Here is a 25,411-nt window from a genome sequence, read left to right as displayed (position 1 = left end):
GTGTCTAGATCCTACTTTGCGGCGGCGCGACCGGCGCGCCGGCCATAGAAGCTGCCGTCCCCGAGGGAAGCACCGCTGACATAGCCGCCGGCACAGAGCCCGGAGGTGCAGCGGCCCGCGGCGAACAGGCCGGGAATCGGTTCACCGGAGACGTGCAGCACTCGCGAGTCCAGATCGGTGCGCAGCCCGCCGAGGGTGAAACCCGCGGTGAAGCCCCGCATGTCGAAGGCGGCGAGCGGGGTGCCGATCGGTTTGACCCACTCCGGCTTCTTCCCGAGCAATGGATCCTTGCCGTCGGCGGCGTGCAGGTTGTAGCACTCGACGGTGCCCTGCAACGCGCGTTCCGGCAGACCCATATCGGATTCCAGCTCCGCGACGGTCTCGGCCGCCCAGGTCGGCGGCTGCCGGAAGAACGGCGTGGATGTCACGGTGGCCAGCGCGGCCTCGAGCGACTCCTCATCGATGACCAGAAACGCCTGATTGTCCTGCTGGATCAGCGTCGCCTGTCCGATCCGGCCCGGATAGGTGTCCTCCGGGATATAGCGCTGACCACGCCCGTTGACCAGGATGCCGCGCGCCAACAGCTGCGGATCTCCGAAGAACGCCACCTCGGTGGCATCCATATGCGCCAACTCCGCGCCCAGCGCCTGCGCGACCAGAATGCCGATGCCGTCGTGCTCTTCGATGGCGGCGGCGGGCCGCCCGATCAACCGCGGCGCATAGCCTTCGATCATCTGCTGGTGGTAAGCGAAACTGCCGGTGGCGAGCACCACCCCGCGTTCGGCGCGGATCGCGACCTCCTTGCCGAAGCGCGTCGCGAGGACGCCGACCACCCGGTCGGTCTCGTCGATCACCAGCCGCCGGATCCTGATGTCGTATTCGACACCGACACCGAGACTTTCGGCGGTATCGGCCAGCGGCTTCATCAGCATGTAGCCGCCGCTCTTGGCACCGATCTTCTTCTCCGCCATTTGCGGAACATGGCCGCGCGGCGCGGGTTTCGCGATGGCGTTGAACGGCGCGGCATTCTCGCCGCCGGAGTACATCAGTCCTTCGTCGTGCGGCGGCTCCCAGCCGGGCTCACCCCAGAACTCCTCCTTGAACGGCACCCCGTTGGAGACCAGCCAGTTGTAGTGCTCGACGCTGTTCTGGCAGTAGTCCGCGATCTTCGCCCGATCCTGTCCGGGACCGAGCGCGGCCTGCAGGAATGTCTCCATGTTCTCCGGCGTGTCCTCGAAGCCGAGCGCCTGCTGCAAGGGGGTGCCGCCACCGAGGTAGATGAATCCGCCCGCCATGGCCGCCGCACCGCCCCAGCCGCCGGTACGTTCCAGGATCAGCACGTCGGCCCCCGCACGTGCGGCCTCGATGGCGGCGCAGACACCGGCGATGCCGTATCCGGCGACGACGACATCCGCCTCGAAATCCCATGCGGCGATCGCGTCGGCGCGCAGCGGCCGGATCTTTGCGGCATCAGACATGTTTCGCGTTCCTTACTTACTCGCGTCTTGGGACGACACGGACGATTCGGACTCCGCCACCTGTTCGGACTGCTTGCGTGCCGCCTTTTTCTGTTGGGCGACAATCGTTCCCACCAGCAGGTCGAGTTTGGTGCCGGTCGGCCAGCCGACGTAATAGCAGAGGAACAGCGCGATCTCGTGCAGCTGCGCCTCGGTCAACTCCTCGTTGCGCAGCGCCGCGCCGATCTGGATACCCGCCGTATCCATCGCGCCCTGGGCGGCGAGCGCCCCGAGCAGGATCAGTCGGCGGTCCCGAATGGTGAGTCCAGGACGCGACCAGATTTCGGCGAAGAGATGATCGGCAGTGACCGCGAAATGGTCGCTGGGGTAGTCCTGGAATTCGGTGCCGTATACCTCGGCCATCTTGGCCAGCCCGCGCTGACGTACCGAATCAGCAGATCCGTTGTCACGCCCACCCGTCACCCGACCGCCACCCCCCATCGAATCGCTACGCGATGCTTCACTCATTGGTTTCCCTTTCTTTCGGCACGCCGAGCCCGGGCCCGAGGCGGTCGAGAGCCAGTTCCGCAAGCGGCAGTTCGACGCCGAGTCGCGCGCCGAGATCCAGGGCCAGGCTCAGATCCTTTTCGCCGAGATCGCGCACGTGACTCAGGATCGGCAGCCAGAAATCATTCGGTTCGATCGGTGCGGTGCGGTCGCGCAGCATGATCGCGCCGGGACCGCCGGTGACCGCGTCGGAATGCCGGACGACGTTGCCCAGCACGGTGATATCCAGATCCGCCGCCTCAGCGAGTCGCTGCGCCTCGGTGGCCGCGGTGAATGCGATGAAGTGCAAGAGGTTGCGCGCCAGCTTCATTCGGGTGCCCGCGCCGACCGGTCCGGCGTGCACGACCAGATCGGCGAAGCAGCCGAAGGGGCCGCGCACCCGCTCGAATGCCGTATCACTACCGCCGACCATGACCGCGAGCTTGCCGCGTGTGGCGCCGGCCGCACCGCCGCTGATCGGCGCATCCACCAATTCGACTCCGTACTCGGCACATTCGCCCGCCAACTCTTCGGCGGTCCGGTCGCTGATGGTGGAGTGCACGGCGACAACGGTGCCCGGGGCGGCGGTCCGCAACACCCCCGCCGGTCCGGTGACCACCGCTCGCACCTGTGCGTCGTCCAGTACGGTCACCGAAATCACGGCCGCCTTCTCGGCGATTTCCGCAGCCGAAACAGCCGATGCGGCACCGGCTTCGGTGAGCGGTTGCACCGCATCGGGGCGCATATCGCAGACGGTGAGTCCACCGGGCCAGGACAGCAGGCTCTTGGCCATCGGTGCGCCCATATTGCCCAAACCGATGAAGCCGACCGGCAATTCGCTACTCATGACCGGAACACTTGTCCGCCGTCGACATTGAAGATCTGCCCGGTGACCCAGCTGGCCTCGTCCGAGAGCAGATACAGACAGGCACCGACCAGGTCATCCGGTGTTCCCATGCGCTTGAGCGGCAACCGTTTCACCATATCGTCGACAATGACACTCGGTGTCACGGTTTTGGTGGCTTCGGTATCGATGGGACCGGGCGCGATGGCATTGATGCGAATCTTGGAACCGCCGAGTTCGAAGGCGAGCTGCTGGGTCAGGCCGTTGATGCCGACCTTGGCCAAGCCGTAGAAGCTGGAGTAGGTCCATGCGGCAGTGGAGGATTGGTTGACGATCGATCCGCCGCCCGCCTTGACCATGTGCTGCCACACCGCGCGGGTCATATTCAGCGCACCGTCCATATTCACGCTCATGAACTTCTTGTAGTAGTCCCATGGCACGCTGAGCAGGAGGTTGAGTTTCATATCGCCGTAGATGGCGGCATTGTTCACCAGATGGTCGATCGCCCCGAATTCGCGGACGGTCAATTCGGCGAGGGCGGTGGCCGATTCCGGATCGGCCACATCGACCTCGCCGAAGACGGCGCTGCCACCACCGGCGGTGATCTCGGCCGCTACGGCCTTACCGCGCTCGGCATTCAAATCGGCGACAACGACATTGGCGCCTTCGTTCGCCAGCGCCTTGGCGTATGTCGCGCCGATACCTTGGGCGGCGCCGGTGACGATGGCGGTCTTTCCCGGGAATCGAGTCATGAAATCAGCTCCTTGCAGCTGTTTGTGGTCTATCCGGCGGTCGCGACGAGCTTGGTTTCCAGGTATTCCTCGAATCCGGCGAGGCCCATTTCCCGGCCGATGCCGGATTGTTTGTAGCCACCGAACGGTGCGTCGGCCGAGTACCAGATACCGCCGTTGACACCGATCGTGCCGGTGCGAACGCCATTGGTGACGTGCCGAATTCGGTCCAGGTCGGTGCCCCATACCGAGCCGGAGAGTCCGTACGGGGAGTCGTTGGCGATCCGGATCGCATCGTCGTCGCCGTCGTGCGGGATCACCACGAGCACAGGTCCGAAGATTTCCTCGCGGGCGACCGTCGCGGTATTCGGCACATCCGCGATCAATGTCGGTTCGATGAAATATCCGCGCTCGCGGGCCGCCGGTCGGCCGCCGCCGACCACGATCCGGCCGCCCTCGGCGCGCGCGATCTCCAGATATCGCTCGACTCTTTCCCGCTGGCGCTCGGAGATCAGCGGTCCGCAGACGGTGCGCGCATCGGCCGGATCACCAGGAACGATGCCCGACAGGGTGGCCGCCGCGGCCTGGATCGCTTCGTCGTATGCCGCGCGCGGCACCAGCAGCCGGGTGGTGAGGGCACACCCCTGTCCCGCATGCACGGCCACCGAAAACGCCGCCACCGAACAGGCTCCCGCGATATTCGCGTCGTCGAGCACGATGAATGCCGATTTGCCGCCGAGTTCGAGGAAGGTCTTCTTCAAAGTCGCCGCCGCGCCGGTCATTACCGATCTACCGGTCTGCGTCGAGCCGGTGAAGCTGATCATGTCGACGCGCGGATCGGTGGTGAGCTGCGCGCCGAGACCGTGATCGGTGGAGGTCACGATATTGACGACGCCGGGCGGAATATCGGTCTGCTCGGCAATGATCGCGCCGACGGCCGCCGCACACCACGGGGTATCCGGTGCGGGCTTGAGCACCACGGTATTTCCGGCCGCGAGCGCGGGACCCAGTTTGGCGAAATTGATCTGATGCGGGAAGTTCCACGGCGTAATGGCACCGACAACGCCGACCGCCTCGCGGCGCAACACCCGATGGCTCTTGATGCCCATCGGTGTCGCGGTGCCGAGATCGGTTTCCCAGCTGTAGGTTTCGGCCAGCGACGCGGAAAATGACAGATCCGCGACCGGGCCTTCGAGTTGTGGCCCTCTGGTCAGCATGGTCGGCGCGCCCGCCTCCGCGACGGTGATCTCGCGCAGTTCGTCGACATCGGCCTGCAATGCGGTGCGCAACTGTTCGAGGCAGCGGGCGCGGAAGGCGTGATCGCGCGACCAGTCGGTGTCGTCGAATGCGGTGCGCGCGGCCGCGATGGCCGCGTCCATATCCGCGCCGTTCGCATTCGCGGCCTGACCGATGACCGCTTCGGTCGCCGGGTTCACCGTGGCGAAGACGCCGTCCCCGCCGGTGACCAGTTTGCCGCCGATCAGCAGGCGCGAACCGTCGGCGGGCAGGAGGCTGCTCATAAAGGCTCCGATACTGTCTGGACAGGTGTACGGAATATAGTCTCGGTCCGCTCCCGTACGCAAGAACTCGTTTCAGAACTACGGCCCACAACCAGCCTGACCGCCCCCGACGAGAACTACCATCTGCCATTCGCGGACCACGCCTGACCTCACCCAGATTGTTCAGGGAAACCTCTGTCGATTCCGGCATGCCGGTGGTACCGTCCAGACACATGTCCAGCTATGTGTCTCCCATCGATGACGCGACACCGTTCAGCGATGAGAACTGGTTCTCGAATTCCGGGTTATCGCGATGACGGCCGCCTCACTGGAGCCCCTGACCTTCGACCCCTACGACTACGCGTTCCACGAGGACCCGTACCCCACCTACGAGCGGCTGCGCACCGAGGCGCCGCTCTACTACAACGCCGACCTGGATTTCTGGGCGCTGTCCCGGCACGCGGATGTGACCGCGGCCTTCCGCGACAGCGTCCGCCTGTCCAGCGCCAACGGGGTCTCGCTGGATCCAGCGGCGTGGGGTCCGCACGCGAGCCGGGTGATGTCGTTCCTGGCCATGGACGATCCGCGGCATATGCGCATGCGCCGCCTGGTCTACAAGGGCTTCACCCCCAAGCGGGTGGCCGAGATGGAGGACCGGATCAGGGACCTGACGCTGTCCTACCTGGAACCGGCACTCGCGACCGGCGAGTTCGACTGGATCGATGAGGTCGCGGGCAAACTCCCGATGGATGTCATCTCCGAACTGATGGGCGTGCCCGAGGCCGACCGCGCGGAGGTCCGCAGGCTGGCCGATCTGGTGGTGCACCGCGAGGACGGCGTCCTGGATGTCCCGATGGCCGCCGCGCAGGCATCGATCACGCTGCTCACCTATTACGCGGAAATGGTCGCCGCACGAAGGCATGCTCCGACAACGGATCTCACCTCGGCGCTACTGGATGCCGAAATCGACGGCGACACCCTGTCCGACGAGGAGATCATCGGCTTCATGTTCCTGATGGTGGTGGCCGGTAACGAGACCACCACCAAACTGCTGGGCAATGCGCTGTATTGGAGCGCACGCAATCCGAGCGAATACGCCAAGGTCGTCGCGGAACCCGAGCTGGTCACCGACTGGGTCGAGGAGACGCTGCGCTATGACACCTCCAGCCAGATGGTCGCGCGCTGTGCCGCGGTGGATATCGACCAGCACGGCCGCACCATCCCGAAGGGCGCGAAGGTGCTGTTGCTGATCGGTTCGGCCAATCGGGATCCGGAGGTCTTCGCCGACGGCGACAGCTACCGCATCGGGCGCACCGACAAGTCCGGACTCGCGAGTTTCGGTGCGGGCGTGCACTTCTGCCTCGGCGCCCACCTCGCCCGGTTGGAGTCCAACGTCGCGTTGCGCGAATTCGCCTCGCGCGTGCGCTCTTACGACGTCATCGACGCCGGGATCAAGCGCGTGCACTCGACCAATGTCCGCGGGTTCGCCAACCTGCCCGTCATCGTGGAGGCCAAATAATGCCACGGTTCGAACCGAATCCGGTGCGCCGACCGGCGATTGTGGCCGGAGCATCCTCCGGTATCGGTGCCGCGACGGCCGAAGCGCTCGCCGAACTCGGACACCCCGTCGCGCTCGGCGCGCGCCGGGTGGATCAATGCGAGGCGCTGGCGGCCAAAATCCGCGCCAACGGTGGCGAAGCCTTCGCCCACCAGCTCGATGTCACCGACGCGGCATCCGTCGACGATTTCGTCGCCGCGGCCGAAGACACCCTCGGGCCCACCGAAATCCTGGTCTCCGGCGCGGGCGACATCGAATTCTCGCTGGTGCACGAGATGGAACCGGATCGGTTCCTGCAGCAGGTACAGGTGCATCTGGTCGGCGCGCACCGGCTGGTGCACCGGGTACTGCCGGGCATGATGCGAAGGCAGCGCGGCGATTTCGTCTTGATCAGCTCCGACTGCGCCGAGGAGCCACGCCCGCGCACCGGCGCCTACAGCGCGGCCAAGGCCGGGCTCGAGGCAATGGTTCAGCAGATGCGAATGGAGCTGGAGGGCAGCGGAGTTCGCGCATCACTGGTGCGCCCGGGTCCGACACTGACCGGCATGGGCATGAATTCCACTCCCGAGGTGGTCGGGCCGATGCTGGCGGACTGGAAGGCCTGGGGTTTCGCCCGTCACCCGTACATGCTGCGTGCGAGCGATCTGGCCGCCGCGGTCATCGCCGTGGTCTGCGCACCACGCGGGGCGCATCTCGTGCTGGTCGAGGTCCAGCCCGAGGCCCCGCTGCGTCCAATACCGACCGCCGAGGACAGGGGCCGACCATGAGGATCGTCGCCGATCTGGATCTGTGCCAGGGGCACGCCGTCTGCCAGGACGAAGCGCCCGCGGCCTTCACCGTGCCCAAGCGCGGCAAGGTCGAAATCCTCGACCCGACACCGGGTCCCGAAGCCCGCGCGGACATCGAGCGCGCGGTGCGCTACTGCCCGACACAAGCGCTGTCGATCCGTGAGGACCCGGAGGGATCGCAGCCAGCGGAGCCGGCGGGGCGGGTAGACACAGCCGCGAAAGGAACACGGTAATGCCAGATTTCGACCGCGCCGAACTCGACGAGATGGTCCGGCGCTGGGTGCTGGAGAATCAGCGCTGCGAGGAAAAGGGCGACTGGAAGCCGCTCGCCGAGATGTACACCGAGGACGCCACCTACGGCTGGAATTACGGTCCGACCCAGGAATTCATGGCAGTGGGGCGGGCCGAGATCCGGGAACTCGCACTCGGTCAGGAGATGGATGGGCTGGAGGGCTGGTCCTATCCGTACCAACAGTTCGTCATCGATGAGCGCAGCGGTGATGTCATCGGCTTCTGGAAGCAGATCAGCGACAACAAGCGATCCGACGGTCGCAACTACAGTCCGGAGGGCATCGGCGGCAGCTGGTTCCGCTACGGCGGCAACTACCAATGGTCCTGGCAGCGCGACTTCTTCGACTTCGGCAATGTCTCGCAGTTGTTCGTGGAGATGATCCAGAACAACGCACTGACGGCAGGAATGCAGAAGCGAATCCAGCGGTCGGTCTCCGGAAAGACGCTGCCTGGCTGGTATCGGATCGGCGAAGCACCGGTTCCACTGTGGTGATTTCGAGCTTCGACCGGTTGTCGCGGGCCCAGCTGGCGACGCTGGTGCCCGAACTGCTGCTGTGCGGTCATCTGATCGACCGGTCCGGAATGGCACATTCCATTGGGGCATTCGGGCGAGAGGGCATGGCGGCGGTCGCCATCGAGGAGTGGCAGCTCGCCAGTCCGGTCTATACCCGTCGGATGCGCCGCGCGCTCGATTTCGAGGGCGATGACGTGCCGACGATCTTCAAGGGCCTGCAACTCGATATCGGTGCGCCGCCGCAGTTCATGGACTTCCGTTTCCGCGTCGACGACCGCGACCACGGCGAATTCTGGCTGGACCACTGTGGCGCGCTGGCGGATGTGGAGCCGCTCGGCGAGGAGTTCGTGGTGTCCATGTGCCACGACATCGAGGATCCGACCTTCGACGCGACCGCCCTCGCCACAAATCCGCATGCCCAGGTCCGCCCGATCCACCGGCCGCCGCGTCATCCGGCGGACCGAAAGCCGGTGTGCGCGTGGACCGTCGTCATCGACCCGGCACATATCCCACCGCCCACACCGCCGAATACCGAGGTGGTGGCCAACTCCCGAGCCGCACTGCTGGAACTGTCCCCCATCGATAAGAACGATCCCGGCCAAAGCGATTACGCCGGTCCGCTGCTCAGTGACCTGCGGTTCGCCGACTTCTCCAAATCTGCGCTGGTGCGCATGGCCGACGAGGTCTGCCTGCAACACCATCTGCTCACCATCGGCTTCATGACCGCCGTGCGCGCTCGGTCCGCCGACACCGCAACCGATATCGGCCGCAAACAATTCACCGGCATCGCCGGACTCACCTCCGAGCGGATTCGCAACGCACTCGGGCTCGGCGACGATCCGGCCGCGCTGGCCGAGGTGCTGCTCCTGCATCCGGCATGGAATCCCTTGCCGTACACCGGCATCGATGTATCCGTCACCGACGAGGCGGTGCGACTGCGCGTGCCGTGGCACAGCGATGCCGACACCGACCGCACCTGGCCATCGATGATCGACCCCGACCATCCAGCACCGTTGGCAGCCATGGTGCGCGGCGTTAATCCACGGTTCGACGTGCACTCGACCACTTCCGACGAGCACGGCTGGACCGCTGAGATAGCCCTCGCCGCAGCGCCGTTCAAGGAGGCGACCGAGGTGGCCATCACCCGGATCAGCACCGGCGCCGCCTTCATTTTCACCGACCGCGGCATTCCGCTGCCGCTCACCGTCATTCGCTGAGAGTGAATTGCCATGTCCCACAATTTCGCCGACCTCTTCGAGCATGCGGTCGACGCGATGCCGGAGCGCACCGCGCTCATCGAGGGCGATCTCGCACTCACCCTCGCCGAACTCGACGGCCGCGCGAATCGCCTCGCCGACCATCTCGGCTCGATCGGCGTCGGCCCCGGTACGCACGTGGGTTTCCAGATGCACAACGGCATCGAAACCATGACTACCCTCATTGCCTGCTTCAAGCTGCGGGCAGTCCCGATCAATATCAACTATCGGTACGGCGCCGAAGAACTGCGCTACCTCTTCGACAATGCCGACCTCGAAGTGCTCGTGTGTCATCAGAAATACGCGGATGCGGCACTGGAAGCACTCGCCGACACGCCGTCGATCCGCGTGCTGATCGTCGACGCCCGGCCACCCGTCGACACCATCCCCCCGGCCGCGTCCGCCTCATACGAGCAGGCCCTACTCTCGGGCTCCCCCGCCCGACGTTCGATCGACCGCAGCCCCGACGACCTGTTCATGATGTACACCGGCGGCACCACCGGCCGACCCAAGGGCGTCATGTGGCGGCAAGAGGATATGTGGCGGGTACTCGGCGGCGGCATCGACTTCTACACGAACGAACCGGTTTCCGACGAATATCAACAGTCCCGTGTCGGCGCGCAGGGCGAGCCGAGCACCTGGTTCGTCCTCCCGCCGCTCATCCACGCCGCCGCGATGATGCCGTCGTTCACCGCCCTGTGGTCCGGCAATGCCGTGATCTTCGAGCCCAGATTCGATGCGCGGCGGGTGTGGCAGGTGGTCGAACAACATCGCCCGCACATCATGGTGATCACCGGCGATGCCATGGCCCGTCCGCTGATCGATGCCTACCGCGCCGCTCCGGTGGACGCATCCTCGCTCGTCGCCATCGGCTCCGGTGCCGCACTGCTGTCACAACCGGTGAAAAACGCACTGCTGGAACTGTTTCCGTCGACGGTCGTCTCGGATTCCATCGGGTCCTCCGAAACCGGTTTCGGCGGTATCGGTTTCGCACAGAAGGACGACAATCCCGGCCGCGGTCCACGCGTGCAGAGCGGGCGCGGCGCGATCGTGGTCGATGATGCGGGACGGCAGGTCGAACCCGGTGCCGAGGGCTGGCTCGCCAAGACCGGTGCGGTGCCGATCGGCTACTACAAGGATCCGGAGAAGACCGAGCGGCTGTTCAAGACGGTCGACGGCAACCGGATCGTGGTGACCGACGATCGCGCCAGGGTCGAGCCGGACGGCTCGGTGACCTTGATCGGTCGCGGCAATATGGTCGTCAATACCGGCGGCGAGAAGGTCTTCGTCGAAGAGGTCGAGAGCGTGGTGAAGGCGCACGAAGCCGTCTACGACGCGGTGGTGATCGGGCTCCCGCACGAGCGCTGGGGCCAGCAGGTGGCGGCGGTCGTATCGGTCGCGGGCGCCGGACCGATGGATTTCGCCGCGCTCGAGCGCCATGTGCGCAAGCATCTCGCGGGGTACAAGGTGCCCAAAAAGATCTGGCTGGCCGAGGTCGTCACGCGGGCCCCGAGCGGGAAGCCCGATTACCGTTGGGCGCGGGAGTACGCGGCGAGCCGCGCACCGGATCATCAGGCGGATTGAACCCTGTCTCGCCATGCATTCGACCAGGTCATCCCCATCAAGCCCCTGACAGCCATGATGAGAACGTGTTCTAATTCGAGAGCATCTGCCGTCAGCACGGAGAAGGTCCGATGAATACAACCGAAGCCAAGAAGGATTCCGCACCGGCGCTGCCCGCCCGGATCACCGAAGCGCTGATCGGCAGGCTGACCGCAATGGTCGCGGCCTCCGGCACCGCCGATCCGTATTCGATGGTCGAGGTCTACACCGGCGCCGCGGTCGGTGAATTACCGCAGTCGACCCCCGAGGACGTCGCCGCCGCATACGCGACCGCCCGCGCGGCCCAGCAGGAATGGGCCGCTTGGCCGCTGCGGCGCCGGCTCGAGGTCTTCGCACGCGCACACGACCTGATACTCGCCGAATACGAAACCATCGCCGACCTGATCCAGATCGGCTGCGGTAAGACCCGCCGCATGGCCTTCGAGGAATCCTGCGATGTGCCGATGGTCATCAGCCACTACCTCAGGACCGCACGGCGGGTGCTGAAGCCCAAGCGGCGCGGCGGCCCGGTGCCGCTGATCACCACCTCGACCGAGCAGCACCGCCCCAAGGGCGTCGTCGCGGTCATCGCGCCGTGGAATTTCCCATTCGCCATCGCGCTCTCGGACTCGATGCCCGCGCTGATGGCGGGCAATGGCGTCGTACTCAAGCCCGATAACAAGACCGCGCTCTGTGCGCTGTTCGGGGTGGAGCTGCTGTACAAGGCCGGTCTGCCGAAGGGGCTGTTCCAGGTCGTCTGCGGTGAGGGTCCCGATGTGGGTCCGGCCTTGATCGACAATGCCGACTTCGTCATGTTCACCGGCTCGACCGCGACCGGGCGGGTGGTCGGCGCAGGCGCGGGCCGCAATCTGATCGGCTGCAGCCTCGAACTCGGCGGCAAGAACCCGATGATCGTGCTGGACGATGCGAATCTCGACGAAGTGATTCCCGGTGCGTCATTCGCGGTCTTCGCGAATTCGGGCCAGGCCTGTATGCACATCGAGCGGATCTATGTGCAGGACAGGTTGTACGACGAGTTCGTGCGCCGATTGGTCACGGCGGCAGACGAATTGAACGCCAAGATCGGCGCCGCCTACGACTTCACACCGGAATTCGGCTCGCTGGTCTCGGTGCAGCATATGGAGCGGGTCGCGGCGCACGTCGAGGATGCGCGCGCGAAGGGCGCGACCGTGCTGACCGGCGGCAAGGCGCGACCGGATATCGGCCCGGCCTGCTACGAACCCACCGTGCTCACCGATGTCACCCCCGAGATGACGCACGCGACCGCGGAGACCTTCGGTCCGGTGGTGAGCGTCTACCGATTCACCGACGAGCAGGAGGCCATCCGGCTCGCCAACGACACCACCTACGGCCTGAACGCCAGCGTCTGGAGCCGAGACCTGGCCCGCGCCAACCGAATCGGCGCGCAGCTCGAGGCCGGGAACATCAATATCAACGACGGCTTCGTGACCACCTACGCCGCCAAGGGCACCCCGTCCGGTGGTGTCAAACAATCCGGCGTCGGCACCAGGCACGGCGATCAGGGCCTGCTCAAATACACCGACACCGTGAATATCGGCGTGCAGAAGCGCCAGGTAATGGCCGCCCGCGCGGGCCTGCCCTACGAGAAGCAGCTGAAGACCACGCTGACGACCCTACGACTCATGCGCCGACTCAGGCTGCGCTGAAAACACTCTTCACCCAGGAGGTAGCTATGGCAGCGCCCGCGTTCCCGGCAGGCTTCGATTTCACCGATCCCGGGCTGTGGGAAAACCGCATGCCGGTCGAGGAATTCGCGACCCTGCGCCGCACCGCACCGGTGTGGTGGTGCGCGCAGCCGGATGCGACCTCCGGCGGGTTCCGCGACGGCGGGTACTGGGTGGTCAGCAAACACGAAGACGTGAAGGAGATTTCGCGCAGCCCGGAAATCTACTCCTCCGCGCAGAAGGGCGCGATCATCCGGCTGCCCGACGATGTCACACCGGAGCAGATCGAACTCACCGGTGCGCTGCTGGTGAACATGGATGCGCCCAAGCATGCCAAGACCCGCCGGATCGTCTCCAAGGGATTCACCCCGCGTGCGGTGGAGGGTCTGCGCGCCGCACTCACCGAACGCGCGGCGCGAATCGTGCACGAGGCCAAGCGAACCGGCGGCGGCGACTTCGTCCAGCAGGTCGCCTGCGAACTACCACTGCAGGCCATCGCGGAACTGCTCGGCGTGCCGAACGACGACCGCCACAAGCTGTTCGAATGGTCCAACCAGACGCTGAACTACGACGATCCGGAGTACGGCGACGCTACCACCGCCTTTACCGAAATCCTCGGCTACGCCTGGAATATGGCCGAAGAGCGCCGCGCCCGTCCGGTCGACGACATCGTCAGCCAATTGGTGCACGCCGATGTCGACGGCGAAGCACTCGGTTCGGACGAATTCGGATTCTTCGTCATCCTGCTCGCCATCGCGGGCAATGAGACCACCCGCAATGCCATTACCCACGGCATGAAGGCCTTCGTGGACCATCCGGAGCAGTGGGAGCTATATCGGGAGCAGCGGCCGCGCACCGCACCCGATGAGATCGTCCGGTGGGCGACCCCGGTGAATGCCTTCCAGCGCACCGCGGCCCAGGACACCGAACTCGGTGGACAGCAGATCAAGCAGGGTCAGCGACTGGGAATCTTCTACAGTTCGGCCAACTTCGACGAGGACGCCTTCGAGAATCCGTTCACCTTCGACGTATTGCGCGATCCCAATCCGCACGTAGCATTCGGCGGCACCGGTGCGCATTATTGCGTCGGGGCGAATCTGGCGCGACTGGAGATCGACCTGATGTTCAACGCGATCGCCGATGTCATGCCCCAGATCAGCCAGGTCGCCGATCCGGTACGGTTGCGATCGGGGTGGATCAACGGAATCAAGAACTGGCAGGTGCGATACGAATGAATATCCGCAACATTCCCCTACGTACCCTCTCCGGCGACCCGGCAACACTGGGCGAATTGGTCGGAGACAAGGCGGTACTGCTGGTCAATGTGGCCTCCAAGTGTGGGCTGACGCCGCAGTACACCGGACTCGTCGAACTTCAGAAAACTTATGGCGACCGCGGTTTCAGCGTGGTCGGCGTGCCGTGTAACCAGTTCATGGGCCAGGAGCCGGGTACCGCCGAGGAGATCGCGGAATTCTGCTCGACCACCTATGGCGTCGACTTTCCGCTGCTGGAGAAGACCGATGTCAACGGTGACGAGCGGCATCCGCTCTACCAGGCACTGGTGGAGGCCGCGGATGCCGAGGGCACGGCCGGTGATATCCAGTGGAACTTCGAAAAATTCCTGATCAATCGCGAGGGTGCGGTAGTCGGCCGGTTCCGGCCGCGCACCACCCCCGATGATGCGTCCGTCGTGTCCGCCGTCGAATCGGTTCTTTGACATCCTCGCCTTCGTGTACGAAGGCGATTCCTGCTAGACCGTAGTGGTCTGTCGGTGGGTTCCTGCTTCATCGCACGGTGCCGGAACGGGTTCCGGGCTTACCCACACTCCACAGGCGTTTCGTCTCTCCGCCTGCCCGGCGGCGAGAATGTTGTCGGCGGCGTTGCGGTCCCGGTCGTGGACCGCACCGCACCGGCACGTCCAGGTTCGCACCGACAACGGCTTCGGCCCGTCGATCACCCCACACACCGAACACAGCTGCGACGACGGGAAGAACCGGCCCACCCGGGCGAAGTGCCGTCCGTAGCGGGCGGCTTTCTCCTCCAAGAGCCGGGTGAACATGCCCCACCCGGCATCGTGCACCGACTTCGCCAACCGGGTACGCGCCAAACCCTGGATACACAAGTCCTCGACATACACCGCTTGGTTTTCGCGGATAATTATCGTGGAGTGTTTGTGCGCCCAATCCCGGCGTGTGTCAGCGACTTTCGCGTGCGCCCACGCTACCCGCAGACGTCCCTTGGCCCTGTTCTTGCTGCCTTTTCGCTTCCGTGACAGTGCCTGTTGCGCCTTGCGGAGTCTGCGTTCGGCGCGGCGAAAGAACTTCGGTGACTCGATCACCCTTCCGTCAGACATAACAGCGAAGGTCACCAGGCCCAAGTCGATACCGACCTCCCCCTCCGCCACCGGCAACGGCTCGCTATCGGTCCGCACGACGAACGACGCGAAATACCGCCCGGCAGCATCACGGATGATTGCGACCGACGACGGCACCGAGGGCAGTTTCCGCGACCACCGCACCGCGACATCACCGATCTTCGGCAACCGCAGCCTCCCGTCATCGGTGATCGCGAAGCGGGCGTTGGCGGTGAACCGGATCGCCTGCCGATGGTCCTTGCGAGACCTGCATCGGGGCGGGGAAAGCTTACGGCCCTTGCGTTTCCCGCTGACTGACGCGAAGAAGTTGCGGTAGGCAGTGTTCAGGTCCGCCAGCGCCTGCTGCAGCACCACCGCCGACACCTCACCTAGCCACGCCCGCTCCGAAGTCTTCTTCGCAGCAGTCAGGGACCGCGACAGTGCGGCATCACTTACATACGGCTCTCCGGCGGCTCGCGCGTTGTGCCGCGCACGTAACGCATCATTGAACACCACACGCGCGCACCCGAACGCCCGCGACAGCGCTTGCCGCTGGCCAGGTGTCGGGTAGATGCGAAAGGTGTACCGCAACTGCACATCTGCCACGGTACAGCTGGTTTGCGATGTCGAAGCTGGTCAAGTCGCTGACCGGCGTGTCGTCGAAGCAGATGCGACAAGACTCCCTCGAGTTGGTGCATCACTATTGGCAGGGGCAACGAATGTGGTGGAGTAGTACACCACATTCCGGTAGCGATGCGAGCCGGAACTCGCCTGAGCTCCGGCTCGCGCTGCGTGGTCACGCCATCGCGAAGCGCAGCAGGGCCTGCTTATCGCCCTGCTTGATCTTGCCCTTGCGATTGAGCACCTCGAGCTGCCAGCTTCCGCCGTTGCGGAAAGCCTTGGCCACGGCATTGGCGTTATCCGTACCGAGCAGCGACGGCCAGATATCGGCCACCTGCTGGGCGCTGCCGCCGGTCGCGTCGTAGACCTTGAAGCTGATGTTGTTGGCCTTCTCGAACGAGGAGCCCTTCTTGAAGGCCGCGGCCACGAAAATGATCGCGTCGATGGCCTCGGGCACATTCGCGAAGGTGACGTGCACCGATTCGTCGTCGCCGGAGGCCGCGCCGGTCTGTTCGTCGCCGGTGTGCTGGACCGAGCCGTTGCCGAGCGGGTCGAGGGAGTCGAGTCCGGCGAAACGCACCGGCTCGGCGCCTTGCATCAGGATGGCGATCAGATCCAGGTCCACACCGCGCTTGCGGCGCAATAATCCGACCGCGCCGCCGCTGGTGCCCCCCGACGGGTCCCAGCTCACCCCGACCGTCAGCTTGGTGATGCCGTTGAGATCAGCGGCGCCATCTTCCTTTTTGAGCGTGATCATGTCTTCACCCTACAAGCGAATTCGCAAGTCCATCGGGCCCAGAATCTTCCCGCTCATGCTCTCGTAACTGGGCGTTTGCCTAGGCCTTTCGCCGCCTGCGGTAGCGCACCGCACAGGGCTGTTGCAGCTGCACCACCATCTTGCTGTGGTCGTTGCGGTAGCTGTCGGATGGTTGTGCCATTTCGAATTCCCAGTCCCGCAGCAGTATCGAGAAAATCGCCTTGAGCTGCATGAGCGCGAAGGCCGCACCGACACAGCGATGTCTGCCTGCCCCGAAGGGGATCCAGGTCCAGCGGTTGACGATATCCGCCTGATTCGGATCGATATAGCGGTTCGGGTCGAACAGATCCGGATTCGGAAAGTCCTCCGGAATCCGGTTGGAGATGGCCGGAGTCGCCGCGACCAGATCGCCCGGTGCGATGCGATGTCCGCACACCTCGAATTCGCCCTGCGCCACCCGCATCAGAATGATCAGCGGCGGATGCAGGCGCAGTGTTTCCTTGACCACCGCCTCCAGATGCGGAATCTGGCGCAGCGCGCCGAAACTGATATCGGAACCGTCGGCGTACAACTCGTCGAGTTCATCGACGACGCGACGCAATTCCGCCGGATGCCTGAGCAATTCGATGACCGACCACGCCGCGGTACCCGAAGTGGTGTGATGGCCCGCGAACATCATCGAGATGAACATCCCGGTGATCTCGCTCGCGCTGAATCGCGGCTGCCCCTGCTCGTCCTTGATCGAGATCAGGATGTCGAGCATGTCCCGATCTTCCTTGTTCGCGGGCGGATTCGCGGCGCGGCCATCCATGATGCCCTGCACCAATTCGACCAGTTCGGCGCGGGCTGCGTCACGGCGCTGGAAACTTTCGATCGGCGCATACGGATCCACATAGGCCAGCGCGTCGGTGCCGCGCTCCAGATCGTGGTAGAGGTGGGCGAAGCGTTCGTCGAGTTCATCGCGGAAGCGCTTGCCGATCAGGCAGGCCGATGAGGTGTAGATGGTCAGCTCGGCGAAGAAGTCGAGCAGGTCGATCTGCCCCTCGTCACCCCAGTTCGCCAGCATGCGCTCGACCTCGCGCCCGATGGTCGCCGCATGCCCGCGCATTTGTTCCGCGCGCAAAGCCTGGTTGTGCAGCATCTCCTTGCGCCGCTCCGGACTGGCGTCGAACACCACGCCCTCGCCGAAAATCGGCTTCATGAAGGGATACGCGGCGGCCTGATCGAGATCCTCGTCGCCGGACCGGAAGAAGAACTCATTGGCCTCGGCGCCGGACAGCAGAATCACATGACGCCCGGCGAGATCGAATGCGCCGACATCCCCGCACTCCGCCCGCACCCGGCGCATCAAAGCCAATGGATCGACGCGGAATTCCTCGAGATGCCCATGCTCGTGATCGCCTCCGGAAACCCGCAGCGGCTTGACCAGGGTCATGAAAATCCTCCTGGGATATCTGTCCACACATATGATGGACACGTGTCTGGACAGTACTACGATAGGCGTGGGGCAGGCAAGGCTCAGCGCCCGACTTCGCCCCTGTGCCTGGGAGAAAGCGTGTTGCCGCGACAAAAAGCCCGACACTCGCAGTGCCGGGCCTCTTGTTCGTCTGACGGCGATCGACCTCGCCGTGATTCGCGCCTGCGGCGCCCCGACCCAGTTCCGTTCAAGGAACGCGACCTCGACACGATCCTTGCCGCCCGATGCGCGAGAACCGCCCGACCTGGAGCCTGGATCAGCGGCGGAAGAGGTTGTTGAGATCGTTCTGGGTGAGTTGCTCGGCTGCGTAGGTGAAAGTGCCGCGGTCGGCCAATTCGTGTGCGGTATCGAGCAATTGGCGGTACATGGCGCGGAAGATGCTGCCGCCGACCGTGACTCGGCGTACACCGAGTTCGCGCAGGTCGTCGAGGGACAGTGCGTTGCCGGTCAAGCCCATGACCACATTGAGTGGGCCGTCGAGTTCGCGCACGAGTGTGCCGATAGTTGTGGCGTCGCTGGCACCCGGAACGAAAGCGCAGTCCGCGCCCGCTGCCAGATAGGCGTTGGCCCGGCGGATGCATTCATCGAGCGAGATATCGACCAGGAGACCATCGGTGCGGCCGACCAGAACGAACGGCTCCCCGCCGGCATCTATAACAGCGCGGGCCGCGCGGATGCGGTCCGCGCACAACTCCAGGTCATAGAGCGGACGGGTGCTGTCGCCGGTGAAGTCCTCGATATTGCCGCCCGACGCACCGGCGTCGAGCGCCGACGAGATCGTGGCCGCCACCGTCTCGGGCTTCTCGCCGTACCCCTCTTCGAGATCGGCGCTGACCGGCACCCCAACCGCGTCGACGATCTCGCGCACCCGCCCCAGCATGGTCTCGCGATCGACCCGCCCGTCCTCGTGCTCAGCGAAGAAGTCGTGATCCGGGCGTCCGAGGGAGAACGCGATACCGGCGCTGGTGGTGGCCACGGCGGGAAATCCGACCGATTCCAGAATCCGGGCACTGCCCGCATCCCACGCATTCGGGAGCAGGAAGCAACCTTCCCGGTGCAGCTCGACGAACCGTTGTGCGCGTTGCCGCCGATCACTGATCACGTCGTGTTGCTCCCTCTTCCCGTGTTCATTCGTCCACTGTGCAGGCCGTCGAGGCAGCCGGACTTGTCAGACCCCTTCGATAAAATCACATAACACAGAAGGGGGTTGGTAATCATGGGCATTCGACGAATTCTGAATCTGCTGCTCCGGCGGCGCAGGGTTTCGGCATCCTGGTCCGCGGCCGAGGAAACCGCGGCTCGGCGTGCGGCGGTGGTTCGCGACCTCCAGCGGATTCGTCGCGCTGACGAACGCAATCGGCCTCGGGAGCGCAACCCCTACGACCACACCGACAGCTCGATCGCGGGTGGATGCGCCGGCGGTTGACGGCACGGATTCCCAAACGCCGCACAAGAATCGACGCGCACACTCAGGGGTAGTTGCGCGCCATGCGGTCTGCCGATGCGGCAGCTCCCGACCAGGTGTTGGGCATGCGTGACGCTCGCACATGCCCAACCTGGGCAGGGCTAGCCGACGGTCAGGACGGTGCCCGCGCCGACGGTGCGGCCGCCCTCGCGGATGGCGAAGCCGAGGCCCGGCTCCAGCGGGACCGGGCGGCCCAATTCGACTGTCAGGTCGATGGTTTCGCCAGGGCGGGCGACGGCGACGGGCAGCGTGACGTTGCCGACTACGTCACCGGTGCGCACGTAGAACTGCGGGCGGTAGCCGGTGGCGATCGGGGTGCGCCGACCGCCCTCCGCCGTACCCAGCAGGTACACGCGCGCCGTGAACCGGGTGTGCACCGCGATGCTGCCCGGTTCCGCCGCGACCTGACCGCGACGCACCTGACCGCGCTGCACGCCGCGCAGCAGCAGCGCGACATTGTCCCCCGCTTCCGCGAACTCCATTGTCCGGCCGAAGGTTTCCACCCCGGTGACAACGGAGGTCAGCTCCTCGCCCCCGAAGAGCTGCACCCGATCGCCGAGGCGAATCCGGCCGCGCTCCACCGCACCGGTGATGACGGTGCCCCGACCGGTAATAGTCAGGACGTTCTCCACCGGGAGCAGGAACGGCGCGTCGGTGTAGCGCACGGGCGTGGGCACATGGGTGTCCACGGCGTCCAGCAGGTCGAGCAGCGCGGCGGTCCACCGCGAATCCCCTTCCAGCGCACGCAAACCCGAAACCCGTACGACCGGCAGTTCCACACCCGGGTACCCCTGGGCGCTGAGCAGCTCGCGCACCTCGAGCTCGATCAGGTCGAGCAGTTCCGGATCGCCCGCGTCGGCCTTGTTGAGCGCGACCACGATGTGCTCTACTCCGACCTGACGCGCGAGCAGTACATGCTCGGCGGTCTGCGGCATGACGCCGTCCTGCGCCGACACCACCAGGATCGCCCCGTCGAGCTGGGACGCGCCGGTGATCATGTTCTTCACGAAGTCGGCGTGCCCCGGCATATCGATATGCGCGTAATGCCTTGTGGCGGTTTCGTATTCGACGTGCGCGATATTGATGGTTATTCCGCGCAACGCCTCCTCCGGCGCCCGGTCGATCCGGTCGAACGGGACGAAGCTACCGCCACCGCGCTCGGCGAGCACCTTGGTGATGGCGGCGGTCAACGTGGTCTTGCCGTGATCGACGTGCCCCATGGTGCCGATGTTCAGATGCGGCTTGGTCCGCACATACGTCTTCTTGGACATGACTTTCCCTGGCTAGGAAATGATTTCCGGCGATCTCGCCGTGGGACCTCTCTGCGACGGGCCACCTTCCCCGTCAGAGGTCCCGGGACATCCCGGGGAAGGTCAGCTTCGGGCGCCGTCGAGGTGCGCCGCGGCCACTGCCGCGGACGCTGCCAGGGCAGCCGCCATCGCGTCCGCGACCGCGGACTCCAGAGCGATGGTGTGGCCGAACATGCACAGAACTGTACGGACCGAACGGAACCGGGCGCGAGCCATTTTTCGCGCCCGGTTGGGCTGTCAGTTCAGTGGGGCCGAGCGCCACCAGCGCAGGACCTTGTCCTGAGCACCCGCCAAACCGTCGGCGTACATGAGGAATTGGGCGCGCTTGCTGTCGCCGGTGAACGCGGTGACGATCTTGGGCCCGTCGTTGACGAACTTGTAGTTCGTGTAGGTCTTGCCACCGTTGGTATCGGTCGACTTGGTGGCGTCGGAAGGCAGGTTGCTCAGCGCCTTCTGCACATCGGAGGCGTTCTTGTAGACGTAGATCGTGTAGAACGGGTCGTCGTTGTCACCGCCGCCGTAGCAATCCCACTGCGCGGCCCAGGCGCCGAAGTCCGGCGTACCCGGCGTGGGCAGCGTCAGGTCGCCGGTCTTGTGGGCATTGCATTTCGCGCCGTTGTAGCCGACCGAATCGGACTCGCTGGCAGGCACCATGCGCGGGAACTCTTTGCTGATCGCGGCCGCGGTCGCGTCCACCGAGCCGCTGCCGCCGTTGGAGTAACTCGACGAGGTCGTCGTGCTACCGCCACTGGAGTTGGACGAACCACCGTTGGATACCACGCCGATGATCGCGAGCACGATCACCAACAGGATCACCAGACCGACGCACAGTGCGACGATCAGCCCGACATTCGATTTGCGCTGCGGCGGTGCGGGTGGGCGCGGCCCGCTCATCGGCGGCCGGGGCGCGAATCCGAGCGGCTGCTGGTTGTAGGGATTGCTCGGATGCGGTTGCTGTTGGGTCGGCGCGGTCTGCACCGGCTGCGGACGCGGGGTGCCCTGCGAAGCGGGATTGACGGTCGTCGGCGCCAACGGCTGCGGCTGCACGGTGTGCGGAGCGCTCGTCTGCGGGTACGGGCCGCTGGTCTGCGGATACGGTCCGGCGGTCTGCGGGTACGGACCGTTCGTCACCGGATGCGGGGTACCGGTCACGGGCATCGGCTGCCCGGTGACCGGCCGGGGCGCACCCGTCACCGGAATCGCCGGTCCGGTACCCGGACGCGGGCCGACCACCGGCATCGCCGGGACGCTCGGACCGGTGAATGCCTGCTTGGCGGCTTGCGCGAACTCCGAGCACGAGGCGAACCGCTCATCCGGTCGCTTTGCCATGGCCTTCGCCAGCACCCCGTCCAGTTGGAACGGCAGTCCGGGACGGACACTGCTCAATGCCGGGGGCGTGCCCTGCAGATGTCCCTGGATCACCGCCGCCGGATTGGTCGCGGCGAACGGACCGGACCCGGTGAACAGCCAGAACAGCGAGCAGGCCAGCGAATACTGATCCGAGCGGTGATCGAGCGAAGCGCCGGTCAGCTGTTCGGGCGAGGCGTAGGCCAGAGTCGCGGTGAAGGTGCCGGTCTGGGTGAGATGGCCGGTGTCGTCACGCAATCGCGCGATACCGAAGTCGGTCAGGTAGACCCGCTCACCGCGCCCGCCGCCGGAGCGGGCGAGCAGGATATTCGCGGGCTTCACATCACGGTGCAGTACGCCCATGCCGTGCGCGTAGTCGAGCGCGTCGGCGGTCTCCTTGATGATCTGGACCGCGCGCTCCGGCGGCAGCGACTTGGGATCGACGGATGCGGCGTCGATGCCATCGATGTACTGCATCGAGATCCACAGCTGCTCGTCCTCGAGGCCGCGGTCGTAGACGGTGACGATATTCGGGTGATCGAGCTGCGCGACCAGATCCGCCTCCCGCTCGAACCGCGCGCGCACCTCCTTATCGAAGAACATCTCTCGATTCAGCAGCTTCAGCGCCGTCATCCGCGGCAGTCGCGGATGTTTTGCCAGGTACACCGAACCCATGCCACCGCGACCCAGTTGCCGATCGATGACATAACCGGCGAATACGTCACCGCTGGCCAGCATGTCTGCTCCATTTCCGCCGCCCACCGGGACCCACCGATGAACGGACGTACAGCATAAGAATGCGCGATCAGGACCTCCTGACCACGGAAAACATCGAAACCTTAGCAGGATTCGCTTAAGCCCTGGTTATCGTCGACTTATCGGTATCGACGTAGTTCCGGCTATGGCGGAGGGCGCGGCGTGGGTCCGGGCGGCGTTCTGCCGGGGCGACGTGGGATATCGGGCAGGGCGATGGTGCCGGGTCGCGGCGAACGGCGCGGCGGCAGCGGCAGGCGCGGCTGGGACGTTCTCGGGGACTCGGGGGCACTGCGGCTGGTCGGCTCGGTCGGCCGGGCGGTTCTGCTGCTGCCGACCCGCTCGGAACTGTTGGGGGGCACCGCGTTTCCAGACGGCACCGGGTTCCGGGCCGGACCGCCAGACGGCACCGGGTTCCGGGCCGGACCGGCATCGCGAGGAGGTTCGGTGCCGGAACGCGATTCGGGACCCATGCCCATCGGCGGGCGATACGCACCGTTCGCTCGAGGCTGGTGCGGCGCGGACGACACCAGCGCCCGCCGAGCCGCCACGGCGAATTCGATACAGCTGCCGAACCGGTCCGCGGGCCGTTTGGCCATGGCCCGCGCCAGCACCGCGTCCAGCGCGGGCGGCACGTCGGGGCGATACCGGCGCAGCGACGGTATCGCCCCATACAGGTGCCCGTTGATGACGGCCATGGGATTCGCCCCTTGGAACGGTCCGACACCGGTCAGCATCCAGAACAGCGAGCAGGCCAGTGAATACTGGTCGGCCAGGTAGTCCGGCGTACCGGTCAGTTGTTCCGGCGCGGCGTATGCCAGTGTGGCGGTGATGGTTCCGGCCGAACTCAGCGTGGACTCGCCATCGCGCATTGCCGCGATGCCGAAGTCGGTGAGCAGCACCCGTTCCGGCTGTCCGATCGGGGCCTTGGCCAATAGGATGTTGGCCGGTTTCACGTCGCGGTGCAGCACGCCGTTGCCGTGTGCGAAATCCAGTGCGGCCGCGGTATCCGCGACGATCTGCACCGCGCGACCCGGCGCGAGCACATTGACATCCGCACAGGACGCATCCGCGCCAGGCACGAATTGCATCGAGATCCACAGCTGCTGATCCTCGGCGCCGCGGTCGTAGACGGTGACGATATTCGGATGGTCGAGCTGGGCGACCAGATCGGCCTCCCGCTCGAAGCGGCGCCGGATCTCGGCATCGGTATACAGTTCGCGCTTCAGCAATTTCAGCGCGGTCAGGCGCGGCAGGCGCGGATGCTGGGCCAGGTAGACGGTGCCCATACCGCCCTGGCCGAGCCCACGTTTGATCGTGTATCCAGCGAAAACATCGCCAGGTCGCAGCACAGTGGATTCACCCCCCGTATCGGGTCGAGCACCTGGATCCTACCGATGTATCTGTTCGCACGGCCCGGACGCAACATGTTCGTTGCGGTGGGCGAAGACGTTGTCGGTGGCACTCGTTAGGCTCGGCCCCATGCGCATTGGAGCACACGTCCGGCTCGACAGCGATCCGATCGGCTTCGGTGAAAAACTCGGCGCCGATGTCATCCAGCTGTTCGTCGTCGACCCGCAGAGTTGGGACAAACCGACCCCGCATCCGCGGACCGAGGAGATCCTCGCCAGTCCGATCGATGTGGTGGTGCACTCGTCCTACCAGATCAATGTGGCCAGCCTGAACAATCGCCTGCGCATGCCGTCGCGCAATGCGGTCGCGCAGCAGGCCGAGGCCGCCGCCGATATCGGCGCGTTCGGCCTGGTGGTGCACGGCGGACATGTCCGCTCCGACGGCGAACTCGAGACCGGAATCGATAACTGGCGCAAGCTGTTCGAACGTCAGCAGGACAAGGGCGGCTTCGCGGTGCCGATCCTGATCGAGAACACCGCGGGCGGCAACCACGCCATGGCCCGGCATTTCGATTCGATCGCCCGGCTCTGGGACGCGGTCGGCGATTTCGGCGCGGGCTTCTGCCTGGACACCTGCCACGCCTGGGCGGGCGGTGAGGATCTGGTCGGCGTCGTCGAGCGGATCAAGGCCATCACCGGCCGCATCGACCTGGTGCACCTGAACTCCTCCCGCGACGAATTCAATTCGGGCGCGGACCGTCATGCCAACTTCGCGGACGGGACGATCGATCCGGAGTTGCTCGCCGAGGTGTGCCGGACGGCCGATGCCCCGGTGGTTCTGGAGACGCCCGGCGAAGGGGTTGCCGAGGATCTTGCGTATCTGCGCGAGCACGTCGGCTGAGCCTGCCGCCGCCTCCGTCCAGGTGTCAGCAGACCCAACCGGACAGCTGACCGAAGGTAGTCGAATGGTGGCCCGAAACGCCACCGGCAACCGCCATTCGACTACTCTCGAGAACGCAACCACAGCCCCACCGAGGGCAGTCGAATGGCGGCTCCGCGACATGCACTGAGCCGCCATATGACTCCACTCGGCACGGGCGTGGGGTTGGGATCATGGCGACGAAAACACTGGTCGGCCTGGGTGTTTCGGTGATGTGCTCGATGGCGCATCAACCGATTCAACC

The 25,411-nt window shown here is 65.4% G+C and carries 23 protein-coding genes; 11 read left to right on the top strand and 12 right to left on the bottom strand.

The window, feature by feature from the left end:
- Positions 1–11: 11 nt before the first annotated feature.
- Genes ACQPYR_RS08170 through ACQPYR_RS08150 form a run of 5 tightly spaced genes read right to left on the bottom strand, consistent with a single transcriptional unit; the run spans position 12 to position 5,098 of the window.
- Positions 12–1,478 (bottom strand): FAD-dependent oxidoreductase, encoded by a 1,467-nt coding sequence (locus ACQPYR_RS08170; RefSeq protein WP_433629518.1) that lies wholly within the window; start codon positions 1,476–1,478, stop codon positions 12–14.
- 12 nt (positions 1,479–1,490) lie between these two features.
- A complete protein-coding gene (locus ACQPYR_RS08165) occupies positions 1,491–1,958 on the bottom strand; it encodes a carboxymuconolactone decarboxylase family protein (protein ID WP_433635055.1) in 468 nt (155 codons plus the stop codon).
- Between the two features lie 19 nt (positions 1,959–1,977).
- Positions 1,978–2,850, bottom strand: coding sequence for an NAD(P)-dependent oxidoreductase (locus ACQPYR_RS08160; RefSeq protein WP_433629515.1), 873 nt, complete (start codon positions 2,848–2,850; stop codon positions 1,978–1,980).
- Entirely contained in the window at positions 2,847–3,599 is a 753-nt protein-coding gene (locus ACQPYR_RS08155) for an SDR family oxidoreductase (protein ID WP_433629513.1), read from the bottom strand. The genes ACQPYR_RS08160 and ACQPYR_RS08155 overlap by 4 nt, the downstream gene beginning before the upstream one ends.
- Positions 3,600–3,628: 29 nt before the next feature.
- Positions 3,629–5,098, bottom strand: a complete 1,470-nt coding sequence (locus tag ACQPYR_RS08150) for an aldehyde dehydrogenase (RefSeq protein WP_433629510.1) — start codon at positions 5,096–5,098, stop codon at positions 3,629–3,631.
- A 292-nt stretch (positions 5,099–5,390) separates the two neighbouring features.
- On the opposite strand from ACQPYR_RS08150, the gene ACQPYR_RS08145 reads away from it, so the two are divergent.
- The 9 genes from ACQPYR_RS08145 (at position 5,391) to ACQPYR_RS08105 (ending at position 14,509) form a co-directional block, all read left to right on the top strand.
- The gene (locus ACQPYR_RS08145; RefSeq protein WP_433629508.1) at positions 5,391–6,596 is read left to right on the top strand and encodes a cytochrome P450; all 1,206 of its coding nucleotides are present in this window, start codon (positions 5,391–5,393) and stop codon (positions 6,594–6,596) included.
- The gene (locus ACQPYR_RS08140) at positions 6,596–7,402 is read left to right on the top strand and encodes an SDR family oxidoreductase (RefSeq protein ID WP_433629505.1); all 807 of its coding nucleotides are present in this window, start codon (positions 6,596–6,598) and stop codon (positions 7,400–7,402) included. The genes ACQPYR_RS08145 and ACQPYR_RS08140 overlap by 1 nt, the downstream gene beginning before the upstream one ends.
- On the top strand, positions 7,399–7,656 hold the full coding sequence (locus ACQPYR_RS08135) for a ferredoxin (RefSeq protein WP_433629502.1): 258 nt from the start codon (positions 7,399–7,401) through the stop codon (positions 7,654–7,656). The genes ACQPYR_RS08140 and ACQPYR_RS08135 overlap by 4 nt, the downstream gene beginning before the upstream one ends.
- Positions 7,656–8,207 carry a nuclear transport factor 2 family protein gene (locus tag ACQPYR_RS08130; RefSeq protein ID WP_387296891.1) on the top strand — a complete coding sequence of 184 codons (552 nt, stop codon included), beginning with the start codon at positions 7,656–7,658 and terminating at the stop codon, positions 8,205–8,207. Before ACQPYR_RS08135 ends, ACQPYR_RS08130 begins: the two co-directional genes overlap by 1 nt.
- Entirely contained in the window at positions 8,201–9,445 is a 1,245-nt protein-coding gene (locus ACQPYR_RS08125) for a hypothetical protein (RefSeq protein WP_433629499.1), read from the top strand. The genes ACQPYR_RS08130 and ACQPYR_RS08125 overlap by 7 nt, the downstream gene beginning before the upstream one ends.
- 12 nt (positions 9,446–9,457) lie before the next feature.
- Positions 9,458–11,068, top strand: coding sequence for an acyl-CoA synthetase (locus tag ACQPYR_RS08120; protein ID WP_433629497.1), 1,611 nt, complete (start codon positions 9,458–9,460; stop codon positions 11,066–11,068).
- A gap of 110 nt (positions 11,069–11,178) precedes the next feature.
- Positions 11,179–12,774, top strand: a complete 1,596-nt coding sequence (locus ACQPYR_RS08115; RefSeq protein WP_433629494.1) for a succinic semialdehyde dehydrogenase — start codon at positions 11,179–11,181, stop codon at positions 12,772–12,774.
- A gap of 26 nt (positions 12,775–12,800) precedes the next feature.
- Entirely contained in the window at positions 12,801–14,027 is a 1,227-nt protein-coding gene (locus tag ACQPYR_RS08110; RefSeq protein ID WP_433629491.1) for a cytochrome P450, read from the top strand.
- Complete coding sequence (locus ACQPYR_RS08105) at positions 14,024–14,509, top strand: glutathione peroxidase (protein ID WP_433629488.1); 486 nt, start codon at positions 14,024–14,026, stop codon at positions 14,507–14,509. The genes ACQPYR_RS08110 and ACQPYR_RS08105 overlap by 4 nt, the downstream gene beginning before the upstream one ends.
- A gap of 33 nt (positions 14,510–14,542) precedes the next feature.
- Here the strand turns inward: ACQPYR_RS08105 and ACQPYR_RS08100 are convergent, their stop codons facing one another.
- The 4 genes from ACQPYR_RS08100 to ACQPYR_RS08085 form a co-directional block, all read right to left on the bottom strand.
- Positions 14,543–15,742, bottom strand: a complete 1,200-nt coding sequence (locus ACQPYR_RS08100; RefSeq protein WP_433629485.1) for an RNA-guided endonuclease InsQ/TnpB family protein — start codon at positions 15,740–15,742, stop codon at positions 14,543–14,545.
- A 199-nt stretch (positions 15,743–15,941) separates the two neighbouring features.
- Positions 15,942–16,523: a TerD family protein gene (locus tag ACQPYR_RS08095; RefSeq protein WP_063045919.1), complete on the bottom strand. Its 582-nt coding sequence runs from the start codon at positions 16,521–16,523 to the stop codon at positions 15,942–15,944.
- 79 nt (positions 16,524–16,602) lie between these two features.
- The gene (locus ACQPYR_RS08090) at positions 16,603–17,958 is read right to left on the bottom strand and encodes a cytochrome P450 (RefSeq protein ID WP_433629482.1); all 1,356 of its coding nucleotides are present in this window, start codon (positions 17,956–17,958) and stop codon (positions 16,603–16,605) included.
- A 298-nt stretch (positions 17,959–18,256) separates the two neighbouring features.
- Positions 18,257–19,102 (bottom strand): isocitrate lyase/PEP mutase family protein, encoded by an 846-nt coding sequence (locus ACQPYR_RS08085; RefSeq protein ID WP_433629479.1) that lies wholly within the window; start codon positions 19,100–19,102, stop codon positions 18,257–18,259.
- A gap of 114 nt (positions 19,103–19,216) precedes the next feature.
- On the opposite strand from ACQPYR_RS08085, the gene ACQPYR_RS08080 reads away from it, so the two are divergent.
- On the top strand, positions 19,217–19,426 hold the full coding sequence (locus ACQPYR_RS08080; protein ID WP_433629477.1) for a hypothetical protein: 210 nt from the start codon (positions 19,217–19,219) through the stop codon (positions 19,424–19,426).
- 140 nt (positions 19,427–19,566) lie between these two features.
- On the opposite strand, the gene tuf is transcribed toward ACQPYR_RS08080, so the two are convergent.
- The 3 genes from tuf to ACQPYR_RS08065 form a co-directional block, all read right to left on the bottom strand.
- Complete coding sequence (gene tuf, locus ACQPYR_RS08075; protein WP_433629474.1) at positions 19,567–20,736, bottom strand: elongation factor Tu; 1,170 nt, start codon at positions 20,734–20,736, stop codon at positions 19,567–19,569.
- A gap of 276 nt (positions 20,737–21,012) precedes the next feature.
- The gene (locus ACQPYR_RS08070) at positions 21,013–22,860 is read right to left on the bottom strand and encodes a serine/threonine protein kinase (RefSeq protein ID WP_433629471.1); all 1,848 of its coding nucleotides are present in this window, start codon (positions 22,858–22,860) and stop codon (positions 21,013–21,015) included.
- 161 nt (positions 22,861–23,021) lie between these two features.
- The gene (locus tag ACQPYR_RS08065; protein ID WP_433629468.1) at positions 23,022–24,227 is read right to left on the bottom strand and encodes a serine/threonine-protein kinase; all 1,206 of its coding nucleotides are present in this window, start codon (positions 24,225–24,227) and stop codon (positions 23,022–23,024) included.
- A gap of 130 nt (positions 24,228–24,357) precedes the next feature.
- On the opposite strand from ACQPYR_RS08065, the gene ACQPYR_RS08060 reads away from it, so the two are divergent.
- The gene (locus ACQPYR_RS08060) at positions 24,358–25,128 is read left to right on the top strand and encodes a deoxyribonuclease IV (protein ID WP_364482196.1); all 771 of its coding nucleotides are present in this window, start codon (positions 24,358–24,360) and stop codon (positions 25,126–25,128) included.
- The last annotated feature ends 283 nt before the right edge of the window (positions 25,129–25,411 follow it).

The organism is Nocardia sp. CA-120079 (genome assembly GCF_050955745.1).
Classification (GTDB): domain Bacteria; phylum Actinomycetota; class Actinomycetes; order Mycobacteriales; family Mycobacteriaceae; genus Nocardia.
This window is presented reverse-complemented; position numbering and strand designations above follow the sequence as displayed.

What these genes read in the sequence shown, in the direction of transcription:
- ACQPYR_RS08170 (WP_433629518.1), bottom strand. Translation starts at nt 1,478, where the DNA reads ATGTCTGATGCCGCAAAGATCCGGCCGCTGCGCGCCGACGCGATCGCC.
- ACQPYR_RS08165 (WP_433635055.1), bottom strand. Translation starts at nt 1,958, where the DNA reads ATGGGGGGTGGCGGTCGGGTGACGGGTGGGCGTGACAACGGATCTGCT.
- ACQPYR_RS08160 (WP_433629515.1), bottom strand. Translation starts at nt 2,850, where the DNA reads ATGAGTAGCGAATTGCCGGTCGGCTTCATCGGTTTGGGCAATATGGGC.
- ACQPYR_RS08155 (WP_433629513.1), bottom strand. Translation starts at nt 3,599, where the DNA reads ATGACTCGATTCCCGGGAAAGACCGCCATCGTCACCGGCGCCGCCCAA.
- ACQPYR_RS08150 (WP_433629510.1), bottom strand. Translation starts at nt 5,098, where the DNA reads ATGAGCAGCCTCCTGCCCGCCGACGGTTCGCGCCTGCTGATCGGCGGC.
- ACQPYR_RS08145 (WP_433629508.1), top strand. Translation starts at nt 5,391, where the DNA reads ATGACGGCCGCCTCACTGGAGCCCCTGACCTTCGACCCCTACGACTAC.
- ACQPYR_RS08140 (WP_433629505.1), top strand. Translation starts at nt 6,596, where the DNA reads ATGCCACGGTTCGAACCGAATCCGGTGCGCCGACCGGCGATTGTGGCC.
- ACQPYR_RS08135 (WP_433629502.1), top strand. Translation starts at nt 7,399, where the DNA reads ATGAGGATCGTCGCCGATCTGGATCTGTGCCAGGGGCACGCCGTCTGC.
- ACQPYR_RS08130 (WP_387296891.1), top strand. Translation starts at nt 7,656, where the DNA reads ATGCCAGATTTCGACCGCGCCGAACTCGACGAGATGGTCCGGCGCTGG.
- ACQPYR_RS08120 (WP_433629497.1), top strand. Translation starts at nt 9,458, where the DNA reads ATGTCCCACAATTTCGCCGACCTCTTCGAGCATGCGGTCGACGCGATG.
- ACQPYR_RS08115 (WP_433629494.1), top strand. Translation starts at nt 11,179, where the DNA reads ATGAATACAACCGAAGCCAAGAAGGATTCCGCACCGGCGCTGCCCGCC.
- ACQPYR_RS08110 (WP_433629491.1), top strand. Translation starts at nt 12,801, where the DNA reads ATGGCAGCGCCCGCGTTCCCGGCAGGCTTCGATTTCACCGATCCCGGG.
- ACQPYR_RS08105 (WP_433629488.1), top strand. Translation starts at nt 14,024, where the DNA reads ATGAATATCCGCAACATTCCCCTACGTACCCTCTCCGGCGACCCGGCA.
- ACQPYR_RS08095 (WP_063045919.1), bottom strand. Translation starts at nt 16,523, where the DNA reads ATGATCACGCTCAAAAAGGAAGATGGCGCCGCTGATCTCAACGGCATC.
- ACQPYR_RS08090 (WP_433629482.1), bottom strand. Translation starts at nt 17,958, where the DNA reads ATGACCCTGGTCAAGCCGCTGCGGGTTTCCGGAGGCGATCACGAGCAT.
- ACQPYR_RS08080 (WP_433629477.1), top strand. Translation starts at nt 19,217, where the DNA reads ATGGGCATTCGACGAATTCTGAATCTGCTGCTCCGGCGGCGCAGGGTT.
- tuf (WP_433629474.1), bottom strand. Translation starts at nt 20,736, where the DNA reads ATGTCCAAGAAGACGTATGTGCGGACCAAGCCGCATCTGAACATCGGC.
- ACQPYR_RS08070 (WP_433629471.1), bottom strand. Translation starts at nt 22,860, where the DNA reads ATGCTGGCCAGCGGTGACGTATTCGCCGGTTATGTCATCGATCGGCAA.
- ACQPYR_RS08060 (WP_364482196.1), top strand. Translation starts at nt 24,358, where the DNA reads ATGCGCATTGGAGCACACGTCCGGCTCGACAGCGATCCGATCGGCTTC.